14 protein-coding genes are annotated in these 18738 nt (G+C 63.1%); 8 read left to right on the forward strand and 6 right to left on the reverse strand.

The features are described 5' to 3' along the window. From ABJF10_RS17875 to ABJF10_RS17890, 4 genes are all read left to right on the forward strand, one after another. Positions 1-894: hypothetical protein (locus ABJF10_RS17875; RefSeq protein ID WP_348545957.1), on the forward strand; the 894-nt coding region annotated here is incomplete at its 5' end. Between the two features lie 23 nt (positions 895-917). Then, positions 918-1916 carry a hypothetical protein gene (locus ABJF10_RS17880; RefSeq protein WP_348545958.1) on the forward strand — a complete coding sequence of 333 codons (999 nt, stop codon included), beginning with the start codon at positions 918-920 and terminating at the stop codon, positions 1914-1916. 259 nt (positions 1917-2175) lie between these two features. Beyond that, on the forward strand, positions 2176-3192 hold the full coding sequence (locus ABJF10_RS17885; protein WP_348545959.1) for a hypothetical protein: 1017 nt from the start codon (positions 2176-2178) through the stop codon (positions 3190-3192). A gap of 44 nt (positions 3193-3236) precedes the next feature. Next, on the forward strand, positions 3237-4751 hold the full coding sequence (locus ABJF10_RS17890; protein ID WP_348545960.1) for an MBOAT family O-acyltransferase: 1515 nt from the start codon (positions 3237-3239) through the stop codon (positions 4749-4751). On the opposite strand, the gene ABJF10_RS17895 is transcribed toward ABJF10_RS17890, so the two are convergent. Further along, positions 4748-8326: a proline dehydrogenase family protein gene (locus ABJF10_RS17895; RefSeq protein WP_348545961.1), complete on the reverse strand. Its 3579-nt coding sequence runs from the start codon at positions 8324-8326 to the stop codon at positions 4748-4750. The two genes, ABJF10_RS17890 and ABJF10_RS17895, sit on opposite strands and share 4 nt — an antisense overlap. Positions 8327-8357: 31 nt before the next feature. Beyond that, the gene (locus tag ABJF10_RS17900; RefSeq protein WP_348545962.1) at positions 8358-9017 is read right to left on the reverse strand and encodes a basic secretory protein-like protein; all 660 of its coding nucleotides are present in this window, start codon (positions 9015-9017) and stop codon (positions 8358-8360) included. 652 nt (positions 9018-9669) lie between these two features. On the opposite strand from ABJF10_RS17900, the gene ABJF10_RS17905 reads away from it, so the two are divergent. From ABJF10_RS17905 to ABJF10_RS17915, 3 genes are read left to right on the forward strand one after another with little or no spacing between them, the layout of a single operon-like run. Then, a complete protein-coding gene (locus ABJF10_RS17905; protein ID WP_348545963.1) occupies positions 9670-10431 on the forward strand; it encodes a hypothetical protein in 762 nt (253 codons plus the stop codon). Positions 10432-10488: 57 nt separating this feature from the next. Continuing rightward, positions 10489-10971 carry a hypothetical protein gene (locus tag ABJF10_RS17910; RefSeq protein WP_348545964.1) on the forward strand — a complete coding sequence of 161 codons (483 nt, stop codon included), beginning with the start codon at positions 10489-10491 and terminating at the stop codon, positions 10969-10971. A 48-nt stretch (positions 10972-11019) separates the two neighbouring features. Then, positions 11020-11946, forward strand: a complete 927-nt coding sequence (locus tag ABJF10_RS17915; RefSeq protein ID WP_348545965.1) for a hypothetical protein — start codon at positions 11020-11022, stop codon at positions 11944-11946. Positions 11947-12003: 57 nt separating this feature from the next. Here ABJF10_RS17915 and ABJF10_RS17920 read toward each other — a convergent pair whose 3' ends face one another. Genes ABJF10_RS17920 through ABJF10_RS17930 form a run of 3 tightly spaced genes read right to left on the reverse strand, consistent with a single transcriptional unit; the run spans position 12004 to position 17159 of the window. After that, positions 12004-13497, reverse strand: a complete 1494-nt coding sequence (locus ABJF10_RS17920) for a DUF1501 domain-containing protein (RefSeq protein WP_348545966.1) — start codon at positions 13495-13497, stop codon at positions 12004-12006. Positions 13498-13516: 19 nt separating this feature from the next. Continuing rightward, positions 13517-13969: a four helix bundle protein gene (locus ABJF10_RS17925; protein ID WP_348545967.1), complete on the reverse strand. Its 453-nt coding sequence runs from the start codon at positions 13967-13969 to the stop codon at positions 13517-13519. A gap of 49 nt (positions 13970-14018) precedes the next feature. Then, the gene (locus tag ABJF10_RS17930) at positions 14019-17159 is read right to left on the reverse strand and encodes a PSD1 and planctomycete cytochrome C domain-containing protein (RefSeq protein WP_348545968.1); all 3141 of its coding nucleotides are present in this window, start codon (positions 17157-17159) and stop codon (positions 14019-14021) included. Between the two features lie 246 nt (positions 17160-17405). Between ABJF10_RS17930 and ABJF10_RS17935 the strand changes: the two genes are divergently transcribed. Next, the gene (locus ABJF10_RS17935) at positions 17406-18041 is read left to right on the forward strand and encodes a hypothetical protein (protein ID WP_348545969.1); all 636 of its coding nucleotides are present in this window, start codon (positions 17406-17408) and stop codon (positions 18039-18041) included. Positions 18042-18066: 25 nt separating this feature from the next. Here the strand turns inward: ABJF10_RS17935 and ABJF10_RS17940 are convergent. After that, positions 18067-18738 (reverse strand): L-serine ammonia-lyase (locus tag ABJF10_RS17940; RefSeq protein ID WP_348545970.1); only part of this gene is annotated, 672 nt, incomplete at its 5' end.

Consider the following 18738-nt stretch of genomic DNA (forward strand, 5'->3'; position numbering starts at 1 on the left):
CTGGAGCGGGATGGGGAGGCGGGGGTTGTGGCGGGGGAGAGCGGGGTGCGGGTGAAGTCTTTCAATGCCGGGGTCGCGGGCATGGGTTCGCCGGAAGATGCTTATCTGTTCGACGAGATCCTGCAGCGTCCGCATGGCCGCTTGCGCTGGGTTTTCGTGGAACTCCAGCGGCTCGGCACGGGCTTGGATCGCGAGGCCACGGTGCGGTTCAGCTACTGGCACGACACAGCCCGGCTGCGCCTGATTGCCCGCCGTTTGTGGGGACAGGCCGTCGAGACGCAGGCGCGACTGGAGCAGAACCAAGCTGCGACCTGGGGCGCGAAGTATGAAATCTGGAGTGCGTTGGCGGACAAACTTTCCGGCCACGCGCGTCACTGGCTCATGCGGACGGTCAATCTCGGCAGCGGAAGCCCCGTGCTGGACGGTTGGGTGCGCGTGCGCACCGATCGCCGCAGTGCGAAGCGCAATCTGGGAGACAACGGTGACGGTTGGGTTTCCGCCGGCCGTGACCGCCAGCAGATGACCGTGGAGGCCCGGGAGAAATACGGGCGGTCGTCCGCGGAGCGGCTGGCCAAGCCCGCGGGCAAGGAGCGGGGCGATGCGGTCAGCCAGTCCGCGCTGGAGCAACTCCTGGCGGCGATCACCCAGGCCGGTGCCGTACCCGTGCTGGTCATTCCGCCGACCACGTTCGAGCAGAACTTCTTTCCCACCGAAGATAGGGAGCGGGAATTGCAGATCTTCGACTTTACCGATGTGCGGCAAAATGCCGACCTGTTCACCCCGGAACGACGGATCGATGTGGATCACGTCAATACCGCCGGCGCGGAACTCTTCAGTGGCGCGCTGGCGCGGCGCTTCGTGGAGCTGGCGAAACAAAGGGCCAGGACGCCGTGAAACCACCGGGTTCATCCTCCCCCATGCTTCGCGCGATGGTGCTCGGCGCGTGCTTCTTCACGGCGGCAGCGGTCACTGCCTGGCTCGTCGATGGGCGGCTGCCGTTTCCAGCGGTGCCGGAGATCTCGCCGCGCTTCCGCTACTTTGCCGGGCGCAAGGATGAGTTCGACACCGTCTTCATTGGCTCGAGCCGCATTCGCCATCAGGTCATCCCGCAGCAGTTCGATGCTGGGACGGCGGCGGAGGGTGTGAAGACGCATTCCTTCAATCTCGGTTACTCCGGCATGTGGCCGCCGGAGAGTTATTACTATTTGCGGCAGGTTCTCGCTTTGCATCCGCGCCAGCTTCGCTGGGTGGTCATCGAGTTGATGGACTACCGCTTTGGGCAGGCGGAAGGGCAGGCGACGACGGCCCGCTCGGTCTATTGGCACGATGCGAAAGACACGGCGATGGCCTGGCGGCTGATCGCGGAATCGGCGTTGCCCGCCGGAGAGAAGCTGACACTCTTCGCTGAGCATGCGCGCCTTTTCCTGCAACGCATGGCCCATCTCGGTCGCGGTGCGGAATGGCTGCAGCAGCGCTATTTTCCGGCGAAGAAAAAAGGGGACACGGGCTGGATCAAACGGCGCGGTTTCGACCCGGAAGAAAATGGCGAATGGAGCGAAAGCGCGCGCGCGGATTACGAGCAAAAGATCCGGGCGTTCCAGCAGACGGCAGGGGACGGACGCGTGCGCCCGGGTTTCGCGGCGGCGGTGCAGGAGATCGCCGGCGAGCTGCGGCGGGCGGGCGCGGAGCCGGTGTTCGTCCTCCCGCCGACCGTGCGCGTGGAGGAGCATCTGTCCACCGGACTGCTCGCCGGCATCACCGTCTGGAAGTTCGATGATCCCGTCCAGTATCCACGACTGTATCTGCCGGCATTGCACTACGATCCGGGCCATCTGAACGAGGCGGGGGCGCGCGAGTTTACCGACCTGCTCGCACAACGTCTGGCGGAACTGGCGCAAAAACACGGAGGACCATGATCGGCGGGGCGACGCCGTCCCCGGCGCGGTCCAATTTGATTGTTTCGCCGAAATGGGATCGCTATTTTTGCGCGATGCCCGCCACCTCATTCACCGCTGGAGTCATGGCCGCCGGATCGGCAATTGCGCCGTGCCTGGTCTCGGGCGGTTCGTTCGTTCCGATTTTTTGCCCCGTTTGTTGATGGGAAACACGGCATCGGTCCCAAGGAGCGAACCGCGCAATCTGCTGCATTCCCTGGTTTGTGCCTTTTGCTTTGTGATGAGTCTCGGACTGGCGTGCTTCGGCATTGGGCGCAGCCTGCCGTTTCCGGACGTGCCCGTTGTTCGTCCCAAAATGGACTGGCTGGCCCGGCACGGTGATGAGTTTGATGTGCTGGTCATCGGATCGAGCCGCGTGCAGCACCAGTTCATGCCGTCGATTTTCGACCAGGCCGCGGCGGAAAGCGGCCACCCGGTGCGGTCGGGTAACGCGGGGATCGCGGCGATGTTTCCGCCGGAAGATGGGTATGTCATCGACCAGATACTGCAACGTCCCCATCGCCGGTTGCGCTGGGCATTCATCGAACTCACGAGTTTTGGGGAGCGATTTGACATGCTGCTCGCCGGGACTGGGCGGATGGATTATTGGCACGATTCGCGGCGGATGTGGCTGTGCACGAGGCGGACTGTGATGGGATTCCAGGGGGCTGACTGGCAGTACGCTGGCTCGGTCTGGAAGCGAGGCGACCTGTTGATGCAGTGGCTCGCGGACTGGTCGAACAACTTTGCGGCCTTTATCCGGAGAGCCACCAATTTCGGGCGTGGGGCGGAATTGATGACGGCGCACCTGAACGGTGGGAGGAAACGGTCCAAATTTGAAGGCGGCGGATCGAAAGGCGACGGCTGGGTCAATCCCGGCGGGGCGCAGGCGATGAACGACCGACAGTTGACCGAGTATCAGAGAGATTTCGCGGCCCTGCGCGCGATTTCACGCCGCCACGTGGAGGATCCCGTGGCGGAAGCGTCGCTGCGGAGATCGATCGAGCAATTGCGGGCGGAGGGTATTGAACCCATCCTGTTCCTGGCGCCGGCGGTGGGTCGGACCCAGTTTTGGCCGACGCGCCTGCTGGAAAGCGTGGCGCTCGTCGATCTCTCCGAGCCCGAGAAGTATCCCGAATTGTACGACCCGGCAAATCGCAAGGATGGGACGCACCTCAATCTGGCCGGCTCCGCATTGTACACCCGGGAACTGGCGCTGTGGTTTAGCGAACACACAAGGGGGTTGCCATCCCGATAGGTTGATCGGCAGACTTTGCCTTCCTCCGCTGGCTTTTCATTAGCATGCTCTTTGTAGAATTTCGTTTTCTCTTTTTCTTTGCGGTGGTGTTTGGCGTGCACTGGGCGCTGCGGAGCAACACGGCGCGCAAATGGTGGCTGCTGTTTTCCAGCCATTTTTTCTACGCGTGTTTCTTCATCGGGGAGCCCACCACCTTCTGCGCACACCTCACGCATGGCGAGTGGTCGCAGTTGCCCGCGGGTTGGTGGTTTCCGGCGGTGCTATGGGGCTCGACCTGCATGGATTACGCGGTGGGCCTGGGCATCGCGGGCGCGTCGTCCGAGACGCGGCGCAAGCAGTGGTTGCTGGCCAGCCTCGTGGCGAACCTCGGCGTCCTGTGCGTCTTCAAGTATTTCAATTTCTTCCTCTCCAGCGCCTCGGGGTTTCTCGATTGGGTGGGGCTGCACACCTCGCTGCACACGCTCAATATCATCCTGCCCTACGGCGTGAGCTTCTACACCTTTCAGTCGATGAGTTATTCCATCGATGTCTACCGCCGGCGACTGGAGCCGGTGCGGCGTTTCCTCGATCTCGCTTTCTTCATCTCGTTCTTCCCGCAGCTGGTCGCCGGGCCGATCGTGCGCGCGATGACCTTTCTCCCCCAGGTCTTTGAGAAGCGGGTCTGGGCCAACGTGGACGTGCGTGGTTGCGCGACGCTCTTCTTCATCGGCTTTGTGAAGAAGGCCTGCGTCTCGGAGTTTGCCTCGCAGTTTGCCGATCAATTTTTCGCCGCTCCGGAGAAGTACAACCACGCCGGCGCGCTGCTCGGGGTGTTCTTCTATGCCGTGCAGATCTATTGCGACTTCAGTGGCTACACCGACATGGCCATCGCGACCGCGCGATTGCTCGGCTACGAGCTCACGCTCAATTTCGATTTCCCCTACTTCTCGTCCAGCATCACCGAGTTCTGGCGGCGCTGGCACATCTCGCTCAGTACCTGGCTGCGCGATTACCTCTACATCTCGCTCGGCGGCAATCGCGGCTCGAAGCTCTTCACCTATCGCAACCTCATGCTCACCATGCTGCTCGGGGGCCTGTGGCACGGCGCCTCGTGGAATTTCGTGATCTGGGGCGGTCTCCATGGAGCGGCGCTGATCGTGCATCGCGAATGGACGCGCCTCACGGAAAACGCGGGCGCCGTCTTCCGCCGCGTCCTCGCGATCCTGGCGGTGCCGCTCACGTTCTATTGGGTGTGCGTGACGTGGATTTTCTTCCGCGCCGCGCCGACTTACAACGAGAAGACCCACCTGCTGGAGGCGACCGGCCTGCACAATGCCTGGGCGGCGTTGAAAGCCTTCACCTTCACCGGCGGTCGCGGCAAGACGGACTTCAGCGTGGAATGTCTCGGCATCCTGGCCTTGCTCGCGCTGGTGCACTGGCTGAATTCGCAGCGCATGATCGGGACTTGGTGGCGGCGGCTGCCGGACTGGGCCTGTGCGATCCTGCTCGGGATCGGCGTGGCGGTCGCTTTGCTCTTCGTGCCGGTAAAGTACAAACCGTTCATTTACTTCCAGTTCTAGAGAGGCTCCGCCCGGCGCTCTTCGCTGCGGGCGCCGAGGTTGCCGTAACGGTGATAGTCATCGCTGATGCTCTGCTCACGGAGATACCACAGCAACTCGACGCGCCCTTCGCCCAAGACCGGACCATCCGCGAGGTAGACGAATGCTTCCGCGGCGGCGGCGCGTATCGCAGGCGGCACACGATCCGGTGCGGCAAAGCGCACCCGCTCGAATTCGCCATGGCGAATGGCCGTGGCCAGTTGCTCGTCCGTCTCCTCGAGGAACTCGATCGCACCGGCCCACGCGTCGGTGAAATCATCGAGGGTTTGCACCGCTTTCGAGTGGAGATCCGGCGGCGCGCTGACGAGCGCGCGGCAGCCGGCCGCTTGCGCGGCGCAGGCGCGGGCGAAGATTTCAAACAAGGAGTCATCGGCGTGCACGCGGATGCGGACTTCGCGCAACGGCCGGTAGCGCCGCAGGTTGTCCTCGCCGAGCAGGCGGAAATGATCGTGCGCCTGGCCGAATTCCTCGCGCATCCACCGGTCGTAATTACTGATCGCGGCGAGCACGCGCGTGACTTCGCCGGCCGGGGCGTCGATCTCCACGGCGAGGAGCCGCTCCTGCAGATCGCGCAGCCGCGGCTGCTGGACGAGGCGGCTGTTCGTGGCGGCCGGGCGTTCGGTGAAGGACAGCAATTGCGCGACGTAGTTGGGGCCGCCCGCCTTGAGGCCGGGTCCGAAGCAGGACTTGCCCATCCCGCCGAAGGGCTGGCGCAGGACAATGGCGCCGGTCGTCGCGCGATTGACGTAGAGATTACCGGCCCGAATGTTTTCGCGCCATTCGGTTTGCTCGCGTTCGTCGAGCGATTCGAGCCCCGAGGTGAGGCCGTAGCCGGTGGCATTCACGAGGGCGATGGCTTCGCTGAGTTTCGTAAAGCGCATCACGCCGAGCAGCGGACCGAAGAACTCCGTGAGATGCGTCACGCCGCCGGGCGGCACGTCCCACTTCACGCCGGGCGACCAGAGATGCGGGTTGTCCCCGATCTGCCGTGGCTCGACGGCCCACGATTCGCCGGGTTCGAGCGTCGTGAGCGCGCGCAAGAGATCGCCGCCAGGTGGACGGATGAGCGGCCCGATCTTCGTGGGCAATTCCCACGCGGAACCGACGGGCAGGCTGCTCACGGCATCGATGAGCAGGCGCTTGAACTGCGGGTCGTCGTAGACTTCCGCCTCGAGCAGGAGCAGCGAGGTCGCCGAACATTTCTGGCCGCTGTGGCTGAAGGCGGAATGCAGCACGTGCTTGATCGCCTGCTCGCGGTCGGCGAGCGCGGCGATGATGGTGGCGTTCTTGCCGCCAGTCTCGGCGAAGAGCGGCAGATTCGGGCGCGCGCGCAACAGCCGGAGCGCGGTGTCCGTGCCGCCGGTGAGAATCACGGCGTCCACCTTGGGATGCGTGACGAGTTGCTGGCCAGGGCCGCTGCCGGGGCAGGGGACGAATTGCAAAACCTCGCGCGGGACGCCGCCGCGCCAGAAACATTGGCAAAGTTCCCACGCCACGAGCACGGTATCGCTCGCGGGCTTGAGGATCACGGTGTTGCCCGCAGCAAGGGCGGCGGCAATTCCGCCGCAGGGGATGGCGATGGGAAAATTCCACGGTGGCACCACGACCACGACGCCGAGTCCACGTGTGTTGACGGAGGGCAGCTCAAAGAACTCGCGTGCCGCCGCGCGGTAGAACTCCACGAAATCAATGGCCTCGGAAACTTCGGGATCGGATTCGAGGAGCGTTTTGCCGCCGTTGGCCAGCGCCGCCCACAGCAAGTCGCCGCGCGCTTTGCGCAGTTCCGTGGCGACCTGGCTGAGGATCGCGGAACGCGATCGATGCGCGAGCGCCCGCCAGCCCGCCGGGTCGACGCACGCGGTAGCGGCCGCGCGGTCGACGTCGTCGCTCGTGGCGAGGGCGTAGTCGCAGAGCTTGACGCCGGGACGCGAGGGATCGAGGCAGGGACGGGTCTCGCGATTCCGGATGCTTTGCCCGGCGATCAGCAGCGGGATGCGCGGCAGGTCTGCGCGAAGCCGCACGAGTTGCGCCGCCCAATCCGAATTCTGCGGCAGCGCGAAGTCCGTGTCGGGCTCGTTCACGAACTCCATCCAAGGCGCTTCCTCGTGCGGCGATTCCGTGTGCGGCACAAGACGGTTTTGCGTGCGGCGCGGGGCGTCGGAGATGCCGAGGTGGAACGCCTCACGGAAGCCGCGCTCGAGGGTGTTCCATTCGTCGGTGCCGACGCGCAGCCGGAAGGCGTGGCGCAGGAAATTGTCGGGGCCGGTGTTCTCGTCGAGGCGGCGAATGAGGTAGCCGATGGCGTTGAGGAAGTCTTCCTTGCGACAGGCGGGCGCGTAGAGGAGCAAATTGCGCGAGTGCTCGAAGAGCGCGCGGCGCTGGTGATTAGCCATGCCCTCCAGCATCTCGAATTGCACGCGGTCGCCGGCCTGAGCGGCGTCGGCGAGCACGAGGCCGTAGGCGAGATCGAAGAGATTGTGCGAGGCGACGCCGATGCGCACGGCGGCGAGATTCTGCGGCGTGATCGCCTCGGTGAGCATGCGCTTGTAGTTCGCGTCGGTCTCCGCCTTGGTCTTGAACGGCGCCTGCGGCCAGCCGCGCAGCGAGGCTTCGACGCGCTCCATTTCCATGTTGGCGCCTTTGACGATGCGCACGGTGATCGGGCTGCCGCCGCCGGCAACCCGCTGGTGTGCCCAGGTGGTGAGTTCGCGCAGCACGCGCGCGGAGTCGGGCACGTAGGCCTGCAACGCCAGGCCCGCGCTGACCTTTTCCAGGCCGGGCCGTGCGAGCGTGCGCATGAAGGCCTCAGCGGTGAGGCGCAGGTCGCGGTACTCCTCCATGTCGAGGTAGAGGAACTTCGGCACGCTGCGTCCGTCGCGCGTGAAAGTGGCGCCGGCCGCCGCGCGGTAGAGGGGTTCGAGCCGGTCGCACAGCGCGCCGACGGTGTGGGCGCGGGCCACGGCGGAGATTTGCGAATCGATCGTGGAGATTTTGACCGAGAGGCACTCGATGTCCGGCGCTTGCAGCGCTTCGAGATAGCCGCTCATGCGACGGCGGGCTTCTTCTTCGCCGAGCAGCGCTTCGCCGAGGAAATTGACGTTCATGCGCACGCCTTCGTCCTGGCGCGCGCGCAGATGTTCGCCCAGCACGTCGGGCTCCGCGGGTAGGACGACATTCGCCGTCTCATGTTGCATGTGCTCCTTGACCAGCGGCACCGCGACGCCGGGCAGCCAGCCGCCGAACGTCTGAAAGCCGCGCAGGAGCGCGCGATCGATGGGACTGAAAAAGCGCGGTACGCCCTGCACATCGAGGATGTGCGTGAATTGCTCGGCGACGCGCTCCGGCGAATGCGAACGGAAGGCGCGATCGGTGAGCTGGACGAGCGTCGCTTTGTCTTCCGGTAGCTGGAGCATGCGATCCAGCTCCGCTTGCTGGCGGCGCTCGGCGGAAGTTTGCAAGGCGCTGGCGCGCTGCTGCAAATCCCGCGCGAGGAGGATCGCGCGCTCAATGAGATCGGGATCGAAGGCAATTTTCATCGTCGGGTCACGCGGGATTCACCGCCCACCATCACCGTGGGCGGTAGGTTTCGGCAAATTCCTTCCACAAAGTATCGAGGTCGGCGCCGCAGTATTGCGCGAAGAGCGCGGGCGAATACTTGCCGTCGTGCGAGGCGATGTTGAGCCGGCGCACGATGTCCTTGTCCTTGTGCTCCTCGAGCCAGATGAGGAAAGTCGCCGCCGTGCCGTAGGCCTGGCGGTAGCTGCTCTTGTCGGGATCGATCTTGTGATGGCGCACGCCCGGCTCGAAGTGGCGGTCGCGAATGTAATCGGCGATGCCTTCGGTCAGCCAGCCCTCGCCCTTCCCCTGGTAGTCCTGCACCACGTGCGTCAATTCGTGGACGACCATGCCGTAGTCGTTCGGCGCTTTCTTCGTCACCCATTCGGCGGAAATGCGCATCACGTTTTTACCCGTATTGGCCACGCCCTTCATCGGCTCGAAAATGAGCGTGATCTCCCTGGCGGGCAGCGGGTGCCCTTTGTCGAAGAGGATCTCATTGATCTTCGGATACCACTCCTCGACCAGCGCCTTGCTCTTCTCCGCAAATGCCGCGCACTCCGGCGCCTTGGTCGTATCGACCGTGACCTTGAACGCGGGCTCGGCTAGGACCGGTCCGGCGAGGCAAAACGAAAGGGCGGCGATGCGGATGAAGGGTGCGCAGAAGGTCATGGGGAGGTGAGTATGTTTATCGGGGGCGTGAGGACAGGCGAGGGCCGTTTCCGGTTATGACGTGAACGGTCGGAACTAGCCGAAACTGGTCGGAACTCGCCGCGTTTACTCTGGTGGCTCTTTGCGGGATGAGGTCGGAGCGCGGTCGTGAACCGGTTTGTCCGGAACGCACCATCCTCCCCAAGGTTGTCCCGGAAGAGCCCGTGGTTGGGTGCACGATGAGTTGAAATTCAAAGGTCGGAACTGGCCGGAACGGGTCGGGTCTACTCTGGCAAGCAGCCTTGGGGCAAATGGGAGTTTTTTTTGTTTGCCGGTTCCCGCTGAGCGCGAAAAAAATTGAGAGTCGATTAGGCACGATCAGGCACGACTGCCCTGGATCGCAGGTCCCGGTGGCCCTGCCGAGGGAGCCGAGAAACGGTCGTTGATAAGAATCGTTAATCATCGGTCTGTGGGAACACCTCTCTACTCGAATCCGTATCTTCCGCCCGATCGCCACGCTGTGTTCAAAGCACCATACCACGGCTGTCAAGTGGGTGGTATGTCGTAGTGTCTGCCCGCCGTAATGCGTAGCGAATCTTGCTACGTTTAACAGGGCATAGTATATCACTGCACGCAAAAGACTGCCCCCTCAACTCCATTTCCCGTTCACCCCATGAAGAGAAATATTCTGCTTGGCACACTGACTGTCATCCTGGCCGGCGCTTGTGGAAAAGCGCCTCAAACTTCCGAGGCGCCATCGTCGCCGGAACCAGAATTGCGCGGGGCGACAACGCCCACGCCCACGGCTCTTGCGCCCGCCCCCGTGGCGACTCCAGAACCAAACCATTTTGCGCCGGAAGGCGTCTTTTTCCTGACCGAGAAGGTCAATGTGGAGAAGAAGGATGGAATCATCGGCTATCCGCCCGGCACCAAGGTGGTCCGGGTGGGTGCGGGATTCGCGACTCCGGATGGGGAAAAAATCGCGCCGCGCCCCGACCAGATGACGAACGATTTGCGCATCGCGCAGCAGGTAGCGGGGAAGGATGCGGCCTCGCAGGCGGCGGTAAAAAATGCGCTGGCGGCGATGCAGCCGGCGGCATCCGCGGGTTCCGGCACGCCGCTTCCCCCGGGTGCCCGCAGCACCACTTTTTCCACCGTCACGACCGGCCCCGGTGGCAGCCAGACGGTGCGGGAAACGACGACGGTGCACACGACCACCGTCGATCCCGTGACGGCTCAACTCAAGGAATTGGACAAGCAGAGGCAGCTCCTGGAATTGCAGATCGGTCGGGAGCACGCGGAACTCCGCACGCTCACGGTGAAGAATCCCCGGAAGTCGCCCGAGGCCGAGCGAATCAACAATGAAATCGCGGCCTTGCGGGAAAAGATCCGGGTCATCAATGAGCAAAGCGCGACCTTGAGGGCGAGTCGGTAGGTGTAGTTCAATGCCGCTGGCGCGTGCCAGCTCTCCTATCGATCCATGAACCACGTCATGAAAATCCTCCAGTGGATCGTTCTGGCCGTCATCCTCGGCCTGTGCAACCGGCCTCGTGCCGTGGCGATCGAGCCGACCGAACTCACGATCAAGGCCTGGGTGGATGGGCCCTCGGAACTGCGGATCAAGAAGAACGGAATCTATTGGAAGAACGGCGAAAATGCCAAGCCGGGCCGGCAAAGCCGCCTCAATGAACCGACCTACACCAACGGGAAGCCGTGGGTGCCTCATTGGAAAAAGCAGCACGAGGATCGCGGCCGGGACAAGAGCGACACCCTGGCGATGGACATCCCGTCGCTGAATTTCGATTTCAAACTCGTCGCCGTGGCGGAGAAGTTCGATGGCACTGGTGTCGAGCAGCGCGGCAGCATTTCCGTCTACATGAAGGATTTCGAACTCGCGATCGCGATTCCGGACCTGGAGCCGGGCACGCGCTGGTACACGTTTACGCTCACCCCGCGGAAGCCGGTGGCGAAGTAGCGCCCTGAGACATGAGGTATGGCTAGAATTGTATTTGAGAGTCTCGGTATGAGCTTTTGGCGGACGCTGCTCATGGCAAGTTGTGTCTTTTGGCTGACTGATGTTTCTACCTTTGCCACGCGGATACCGCCGCCCGATTTTGTGCCCTTGGATCAGTTGCTGCAGCATGCGGAAAACTATGCGGCGAAACATCCTGAAAAGCCGGAAAGCTATTATGTCTTGGGACGAATTCATCATCTGGCGTTTAAGCGAGGCGCCGGACCGTTTCCTGTCCCTTCCCTTCTAGTCAATCCTTCAGGAGAGGATACGATCGTGGTGCCGAATGATAATCCTCCTGCTCGTGAGGACGGCGGGGACGATATGGAAGTGGCAGACCGCTATGCTTCCAAAGTGTTAGGTCTTCCCAAGCTGATCCCGCAAGCCCGCTGGCAAAAGATCAAGGACCGCTGGTTTCGGATTCGGGACGACTATTTCGATCAGCTTCGTAATGACCGGATTTCGAAAGTGACCGGTCTCGACTGGCAGGTGCGCCTCAAACACGCCGAGGAGGCGGAGAAGAACTATAAGGAAGCAATGCGTCTGGACCCCGAAGGGAGTCTGTATCTGTTCTCACTGGCCAGTTTCGAAGAAGACTTTGATCTCACGGTGAGTGCGACTCCGGGAGCAAAGCTTCCCGCCGGAAAGCAGCGATGGAGCGCGCGGAAGATCCGCGATCTCTTTCGGCAGGCGTTTATCCTCGCATCGCCACCTGGAGGTGATTGGACGAAATATGCCGAAGAAAGGATCAGTGCCGGTCACCGCCTGGAGGCGACCACATTCTGGACGAAGCATGGGATGGCATATCGCGAAGCAGGCCGGGCGTATGTGCGAATGGCGTCACGCCGAAGTGCACGACTTTCCAAGAACGAAAAGGAATTTCTGGCTACAGTGAGACGCGGCCTGAACTTGCGATGGGAATTCGACCAAAAGGGATGATGTTGCGCGATGCGAGGTGGTCCCTCGTTTGGGACTGCCCGGAAATTTACGACATTGCTACGCCAGGATGTCCTTCACCACCTTCGCCGGTTCGACGCCGGTGAGGCGCTGGTCGAGGCCTTGGAACTTGTAGGTGAAACGCGCGTGGTCGATGCCCATGCAGTGCAGGATCGTGGCGTTGAGGTCGTAGAGGCTCACGGGGTTTTCGACGGCGTTGTAGGAGAACTCGTCGGTCTCGCCGTAGACGAGGCCGGGCTTCACGCCGCCGCCGGCCATCCACATGCAGAAATTGCGCGGGTGATGGTCGCGGCCGTAGTTGGACTTGGTGAGGGTGCCTTGGGAATAGACGGTACGGCCGAATTCGCCGCCCCAGACGACGAGCGTGTCTTCCAACATGCCGCGCTGCTTGAGGTCCTTGACGAGGGCGGCGGTGGCCTGGTCGACGTCGCCGCATTGGAGGCGGATGTCGCTGGGCAGGCTGCCGTGCTGGTCCCAACCGCGATGGAGGACCTGGACGACGCGGACGCCGCGCTCGGCGAGACGCCGGGCGAGGATCGCGCTGGCGGCGAAGGTGCCGGGCTTTTTCACTTCGGGGCCGTACAGCTCGAGCGTGGCGGGGTCTTCCCCCGTGAGATCGGTGAGCTCGGGGACCGAGCGCTGCATGCGGAAGGCCATTTCGTATTGCGAGATGCGGGTGTGGATTTCCGGGTCGGCGAAGCGCTGGAAATTCAGCTCATTGAGCTGGCCGAGCGCATCGAGCATGGTGCGGCGGTCCCCGGTGTCCACCCCGGGCGGGTTCTGGACGAAGAGCACGGGGTCGCCGACGGCGCGCAGGGCGACGCCGGTGTGATTGGTGGAGAGGAAGCCGCTCGACCACATGCGGGTGAAGAGCGCCTGGGCGTTGGCTTTCGCGGACCACGTGGGCGTAAGGACGACGAAGGCGGGGAGGTCGTTGCTCTCGCTGCCGAGGCCGTAGGAGAGCCACGAGCCGAGGCTGGCTTTGCCGGGCACTTCGCTGCCGGTCATGACGAAAGTGCAGGCCGGGTCGTGATTGATGGCGGTGGTGTTGACCGTCTTGATGAGTGCGATGTCGTCGACAATCTCCGAGATTTTCGGCAGCAGTTCGCTGACCCACATACCGCATTTGCCGTGCTGCTCGAACTTGAACATCGTCGGCGCGATGGGCAGGCGCGTCTGACCACTGGTCATGGTGGTGATGCGCTGGCCGTTGCGGATGGAATCGGGCAGGTCCTTGTCGAACTGCTCGGCGAGCTTTGGCTTGTAATCGAACAGGTCGAGCTGCGAAGGCGCGCCGTTCATGTGCAGGTAGATCAGGCGCTTGGCCTTCGGCGCGAAGTGCGGGAAGCCGGCGAGAGCCGGATGAATGCGCCCGGCTTCGGCGGCAGCGGCGGAGATAGCGCTGTTCGCAGAGGTCGCGGCGTTGGCGCGCCCAAGCATACTGGCAAGGGCCAGCCCACCGAGGCGAAGGCCGGAGTGGCCGAAGAACTGGCGGCGCGTTTGTAAAAGATCGTGAGCGAAGAGTGGGTCCATGGCAGGGAGTGCTTAGTACTTAGTTCTCAGTGCTTAGTGGTGCCGTGAAGAATTCGGGGGTTTCCTTGAGGCGGGTGCTTTCGTTGGGACAGAAGTCGGCGGAGTGAGATTTCATGGAGCGAATCATGCGGCCGATTTCGTCGCATAGAGCGAGGAGTTCGGTTACTTGTTTGGCGTTTAGATAGGCGCAGTCCTGAGCGGTCTCTATCCAGTGCTGGGTTTCGTTTTGCTCGGCATCCGCGTCGGTGAGTTTGCTGAGGAAATGCCGTTCATAGTCGCGCTTGGCCCACGCTTCAGCGATCGGTGCGCCGATGGAGCGCGAGGACCGTCGGACCTGATCGGTCAGCGAGAATGCCTCCTCACCGGGAAAGGATTTGCTGACGTCGAAGATCTGGCGCGCCAATTGCCGCTGTCGCTGATATACAATTAGATCCCGAAAACTCCGGGCAAAGGGCAGCGTTTTCTCATTCATAGCGGACGAAGAAGGACGACTAAAAACTAGGAACTAAGTACTAAGCACTTCAATTCTTCGTAACCGTTTCATCGAGGTTGAGCAGCAGGTTGGCGACGAGCGTCCAGGCGGCGAGCTCGGGTTCGGAAAGATTGGCGGGCGGGGTGGATTCGCCGTTGTGGACGGCCGCCTTGGCGGCTTCCGGATCTTTCTGGTAGCGGGCGAGGTGCTTTTCCAGGGCACCCCAGACGATGATGGTCTCGTGGTCGGTGGGGCGGCGTCCGACGACGGTGCGGAAGGCCCAGGCGAGGCGGGCAGGCGTGGCGTCTCCGCCTTCGGTGAGGATGCGGCCGGCGAGGGCGCGCGCGGCTTCGAAGTGCTGCACGTCGTTCATGAGCTGGAGCGCCTGGAGCGGGGTGTCGCTGCGTTCGCGGCGGGTGCAGAATTGCTCGCGCGAGGGGGCGTCGAACGTGGTCATGTACGGGGCGGGCGCGGTGCGCTTGATGAAGGTGTAGATGCTGCGGCGGTAGAGTGCGTCGCCGGTGTCCTGCTTGTAAAAGCGCGTGTTGCTGCCGCCGAAGCCGACGGGCTCCCAGATGTTCGGTGGCTGATAGGTCTTCACGCCTTTGCCGCCGAGCTGGTCCTTGAGCAGGCCGCTGACGTAAAGGGCATTGTCGCGGATGACCTCGGCGTCGAAACGGAAGCGGGGGCCGCGCGCGAGGAGGCGGTTTTCCGGGTCGCGTTTCCAGAGTTCGGGCGTCGCGGCGGAGGACTGCCGGTAGGTGGCGGAAGTGACAATGCCGCGGATGAAGGCCTTCGTGTCCCAGCCGGATTCGCGGAAGGTCACGGCCAGCCAGTCGAGTAATTCAGGATGACTCGGCGGCTCGCCCTGCGAACCGAAATCGGCGGAAGTCTTGACGAGGCCATAGCCGAAGAATTGCTGCCAGAGGCGGTTCACGGTGACGCGCGCGGTGAGTGGATTTTCCGGGGCGACCAGCCAGCGGGCGAAGTCGAGGCGCGTAGGGTTTTGCGTGTTGGGCAGCGGCGGGAACATCGACGGGACGTTGGAATGGACCTGTTCGCCGGGCTTGTCGTACTGGCCGCGGATCATGATGAAGCTGTCGCGCGGCTGCGGCATGTCGTTCATCACGAGTGTCGCGGGGATGTTGCCGTCGAGCGCGTCGCGATCTTTTTTGAGCTTGGCGAGTTCGTTATTTAGCGGGTCGAAAGTCGGCTTGGCGGTGGCGAGGACATTGACGATGAAATAATCGCGCAGCTGCTTTTGCTGCGCGGCGTTGCGGTCCGTGCGCTTGATGCCGCGGAAGATTTTGTTGATGTCCGCCGGCAGCTCGGGGGTGTTCTTGCCGTCGTGCTTTTTCTCCCACACGAGTTGGGAGAGCGTGGCGTCGGCAGCGGGATCCTTACGACCGGTGACGCCGGCTTTGTCCCAATAGACGGTGCCGCCGAATTGCGTGTAGGCGAGGCCGGTGATGAGATCGCCGGGCTTGAGGCCGACCTTTTCCGCGTTGAACTCCAGGCGCGTCCAGATGCCGGTGTTGGGCAGGGCACCCATGTTCACCCGCTCCGTGGTGTTGGCCTGGCCAAACTGGATGGCTTCGTAATCGCCCCACACGGCGCGATGCAGCCAATCGCCCTTGTGATATTGCAGCATGATGGCCTTGGGCGAATCGGTGGGCTCCAGATAGACGTAGGCGAACAACTTCCCGCCGGGCGGCACTTCGAGCGGCGCGGCGCCGCCGCCGTAATAATCCTGGACCACGCCTTTCCCGGTGCGCTTGAGCGCGCGCTTGCCGCTGAAGACGGGACCTTCGTCGGCGGTGACCCATTTGATCGGATCGCCGGCGACTTCCGGCTTGGCGCCAGCGGGGAAATCGTCGTCGAACCACACGCTCTCGGTTTCCTCGATGGGTGGGGTCGGCTGGATCGTGGCGGGATCGGTGTAGTCAATCGTGGCGAGCGCCTCGTTGATCTGCTTTTGGGTGCCGGCGATCTTCGCCTCGTAGTCGGCGAGTTTCTTTTCCTGCTCGGCGTCGCTGAGCTTGAGGATGGGCGGGGTGAGCAGCTTGTTGCCATCCATCGCGGGATCGGCGGCGCTGTGGAAGAAAGAGTAGAGCTGGTAGAATTCCTTTTGCGAGATGGGGTCGAACTTGTGGTCGTGGCAGACGGCGCATTGCGCGGTGAGACCGAGCCAGGTATTAACGGTGGTGGCGGTGCGATCGACGGCGTAGCGGAAGACGTATTCGGCGTCGATCGAGCCGCCTTCGCTGGTCGTGACGTTGCAGCGGTTGAAGCCGCTGGCGATGATCTGGTCGCGGGTGGCGTTGGGCAGGAGATCACCGGCGAGTTGCTCGATGGTGAACTGATCGAAGGGCAGGTTGCGATTATAGGCGCCGATGACCCAGTCGCGGTAGGGCCACATGGAGCGCTCGTTGTCGAGGTGCAGCCCGTGGGTGTCGCCGTAGCGCGCCTCGTCGAGCCAGTAGTGCGCCATGTGCTCGCCGTAGTGCGGCGAGGCGAGCAGGCGCGTGACCACCTTGTCGTAGGCGTCGGGCGATGGATCGGCGACAAAGGCGTCGACCTCGGCGGGTGTCGGCGGCAGGCCGGTGAGGTCGAAGGTGACGCGGCGGATGAGTGTGGCGCGGTCGGCTTCGGGCGAGATTTTCAAGCCTTCCTTTTGCAGCCTGGCAATGATGAAGGCGTCGATCGGATTTTTCGCCAACGCCTTCTGATCGCCGATGTCCGGTAGCGGTGACTTCACGGGCGCTTCGAAAGCCCAATGCTTTTGATACGGCGCCCCTTGCTCGATCCAGTGCTTGATCGTCTGCTTTTGTTCGGCGGTCAGCGTCTTGTGCGACTTGGGAGGCGGCATCATGTCGTCCTTGTCGTCGCTAATGATACGCTGCCAGACTTCGCTCTTCGCGAGGTCGCCGGGCTTGATGGGTGTGTCGCCGTCTTCGTTCGGTTTGAGCGCGCCCTCGACGAGATCGAGTCGCAGTTTTGCTTCGCGCTTTTTGGCGTCGATGCCATGGCAGGCGAAGCATTTGTCCGAGAGGATCGGGCGGATATCGCGGTTGAATTGCAGCTTCTCCGCATCGGCGCCCACGGCCTGCCCAAAGGCGACGGAGAGGAGGCCAGCCACCAGGGTGGTGGCAAGGCGATGTGGGGAAAGGAGGGAACGACGAAAACGCATGGTCAGAGAACGATGCAGGGTTATGCCCTGGAAGAGGCATCTATTAGCAGGATTGCCCCTGTGGGCCAGCTACGCAAATGCGTAACGAGGGTCGGAATCGACCTTGAGTTTTCGCCGGCGGGTCGCGAGCCTTTCCTCCATGAGTAAGGGACCCTGTCATCCGATTACGAAGCGTTCGGAGGGTATGAAGTCGAGGCGGCCAGGAAGCCCTTCCGGAGAGAATTGAATTAAGAGATGCTCATTACCATGCCTTCCCCAATCAATCCCGAGTATCCGCCTCCGGCTGCGCCCGCGAAGCCGCCGCAGCGGATCCTTGTTTTCAGCGGTCACCTGATCGATGCTCCGAATCGGCCGCAACCGCGATTTCCTCCCGCGAAAGAGAAAGTAGTGAGAAAGCGGCTGGCCGAGCAGTTACAGGCTTTGAAAATCGGAAATGGCGACCTGGCGATCACCGGAGCGGCCCGTGGGGGAGATTTGCTCTTCGCGGAGCTCTGCGCGGATGCGGGAGCAGAAGTCTGGCTGCTCCTGCCGCTTCCGGAAGAGGAGTTCCTCGATGAGTCCGTGCGACTGCCGGGCAGCGACTGGGAGGCACGCTTCCGTGCCCTGTCCGGCCGTGCCCATGTGGGGCGGTTCTTTCAGCACGAGCACCTGGGAGCGGACCGCGAGGGAGTCGGGGTGCATGCGCGCAACAATCTTTGGATCGTCGAAACAGCCCGCGCCCTGGCGGATTCGCCGCAACACATTCACGCGTTCCTCGTGTGGGATGAAAAATCGACTGGCGACGGTCCCGGCGGGACCTCCGATTTTGTCGAGCGGGTCCGGAAGCTGGGAGGCCACGTCGCGCCGCCGATCAATCCGACCAAGGTAGCGGTGGAAGGATGAAGGATGAAGGATGAAGACGGAGGCGTCAGCACTCCGTCACGTTCACGGCGAGGCCGCCACGGGAGGTTTCCTTGTACTTGGTGCTCATGTCGGCGCCGGTCTGGCGCATGGTGGCGATGACATGATCGAGCGAGACGCGGTGCGTGCCGTCGCCGCGCAGGGCGAGGCGCGCGGCGTTGATGGCCTTGACGGCGCCCATGGCGTTGCGCTCGATGCAGGGCACTTGCACGAGACCGCCCACGGGATCGCAGGTGAGGCCGAGATTGTGCTCCATGCCGATCTCCGCGGCGTTCTCGACCTGCGGCACGGTGCCGCCGAGCGCTTCGCAAAGCGCGGCGGCGGCCATGGAGCAGGCGACGCCAACTTCGCCCTGGCAACCGACCTCCGCACCGGAGATCGAGGCGTTCAGCTTGTAAAGGATGCCGATGGCCCCGGCGGTGAGGAGAAAGCGCACGAGCTTGTCTTCATCGGTGATGCCGTGGGTGCGGACGAGAAAATGCAGGACCGCGGGAAGAATGCCCGCCGCGCCATTGGTTGGCGCGGTGACGACGCGTCCGCCGCCGGCGTTCTCCTCGTTCACCGCCATCGCCCAGAGGCTCACCCAATCGATCGCGATGAGGGGATCTTGCAAGGCGGCCTCGGGATGCGCGGTCAGTTCGTGGTAGAGGCCCGGCGCGCGCCGCGGCACATGCAATCC

The organism is Chthoniobacter sp. (assembly GCF_040003245.1).
Classification (GTDB): domain Bacteria; phylum Verrucomicrobiota; class Verrucomicrobiia; order Chthoniobacterales; family Chthoniobacteraceae; genus Chthoniobacter.

Coding starts and splice junctions, on each gene's coding strand:
- ABJF10_RS17880 (WP_348545958.1), top strand. CDS start 918: ATGCTTCGCGCGATGGTGCTCGGCGCGTGCTTCTTCACGGCGGCAGCG.
- ABJF10_RS17910 (WP_348545964.1), top strand. CDS start 10,489: ATGAAAATCCTCCAGTGGATCGTTCTGGCCGTCATCCTCGGCCTGTGC.
- ABJF10_RS17890 (WP_348545960.1), top strand. CDS start 3,237: ATGCTCTTTGTAGAATTTCGTTTTCTCTTTTTCTTTGCGGTGGTGTTT.
- ABJF10_RS17915 (WP_348545965.1), top strand. CDS start 11,020: ATGAGCTTTTGGCGGACGCTGCTCATGGCAAGTTGTGTCTTTTGGCTG.
- ABJF10_RS17920 (WP_348545966.1), bottom strand. CDS start 13,497: ATGGACCCACTCTTCGCTCACGATCTTTTACAAACGCGCCGCCAGTTC.
- ABJF10_RS17925 (WP_348545967.1), bottom strand. CDS start 13,969: ATGAATGAGAAAACGCTGCCCTTTGCCCGGAGTTTTCGGGATCTAATT.
- ABJF10_RS17900 (WP_348545962.1), bottom strand. CDS start 9,017: ATGACCTTCTGCGCACCCTTCATCCGCATCGCCGCCCTTTCGTTTTGC.
- ABJF10_RS17930 (WP_348545968.1), bottom strand. CDS start 17,159: ATGCGTTTTCGTCGTTCCCTCCTTTCCCCACATCGCCTTGCCACCACC.
- ABJF10_RS17895 (WP_348545961.1), bottom strand. CDS start 8,326: ATGAAAATTGCCTTCGATCCCGATCTCATTGAGCGCGCGATCCTCCTC.
- ABJF10_RS17905 (WP_348545963.1), top strand. CDS start 9,670: ATGAAGAGAAATATTCTGCTTGGCACACTGACTGTCATCCTGGCCGGC.
- ABJF10_RS17885 (WP_348545959.1), top strand. CDS start 2,176: ATGAGTCTCGGACTGGCGTGCTTCGGCATTGGGCGCAGCCTGCCGTTT.
- ABJF10_RS17935 (WP_348545969.1), top strand. CDS start 17,406: ATGCCTTCCCCAATCAATCCCGAGTATCCGCCTCCGGCTGCGCCCGCG.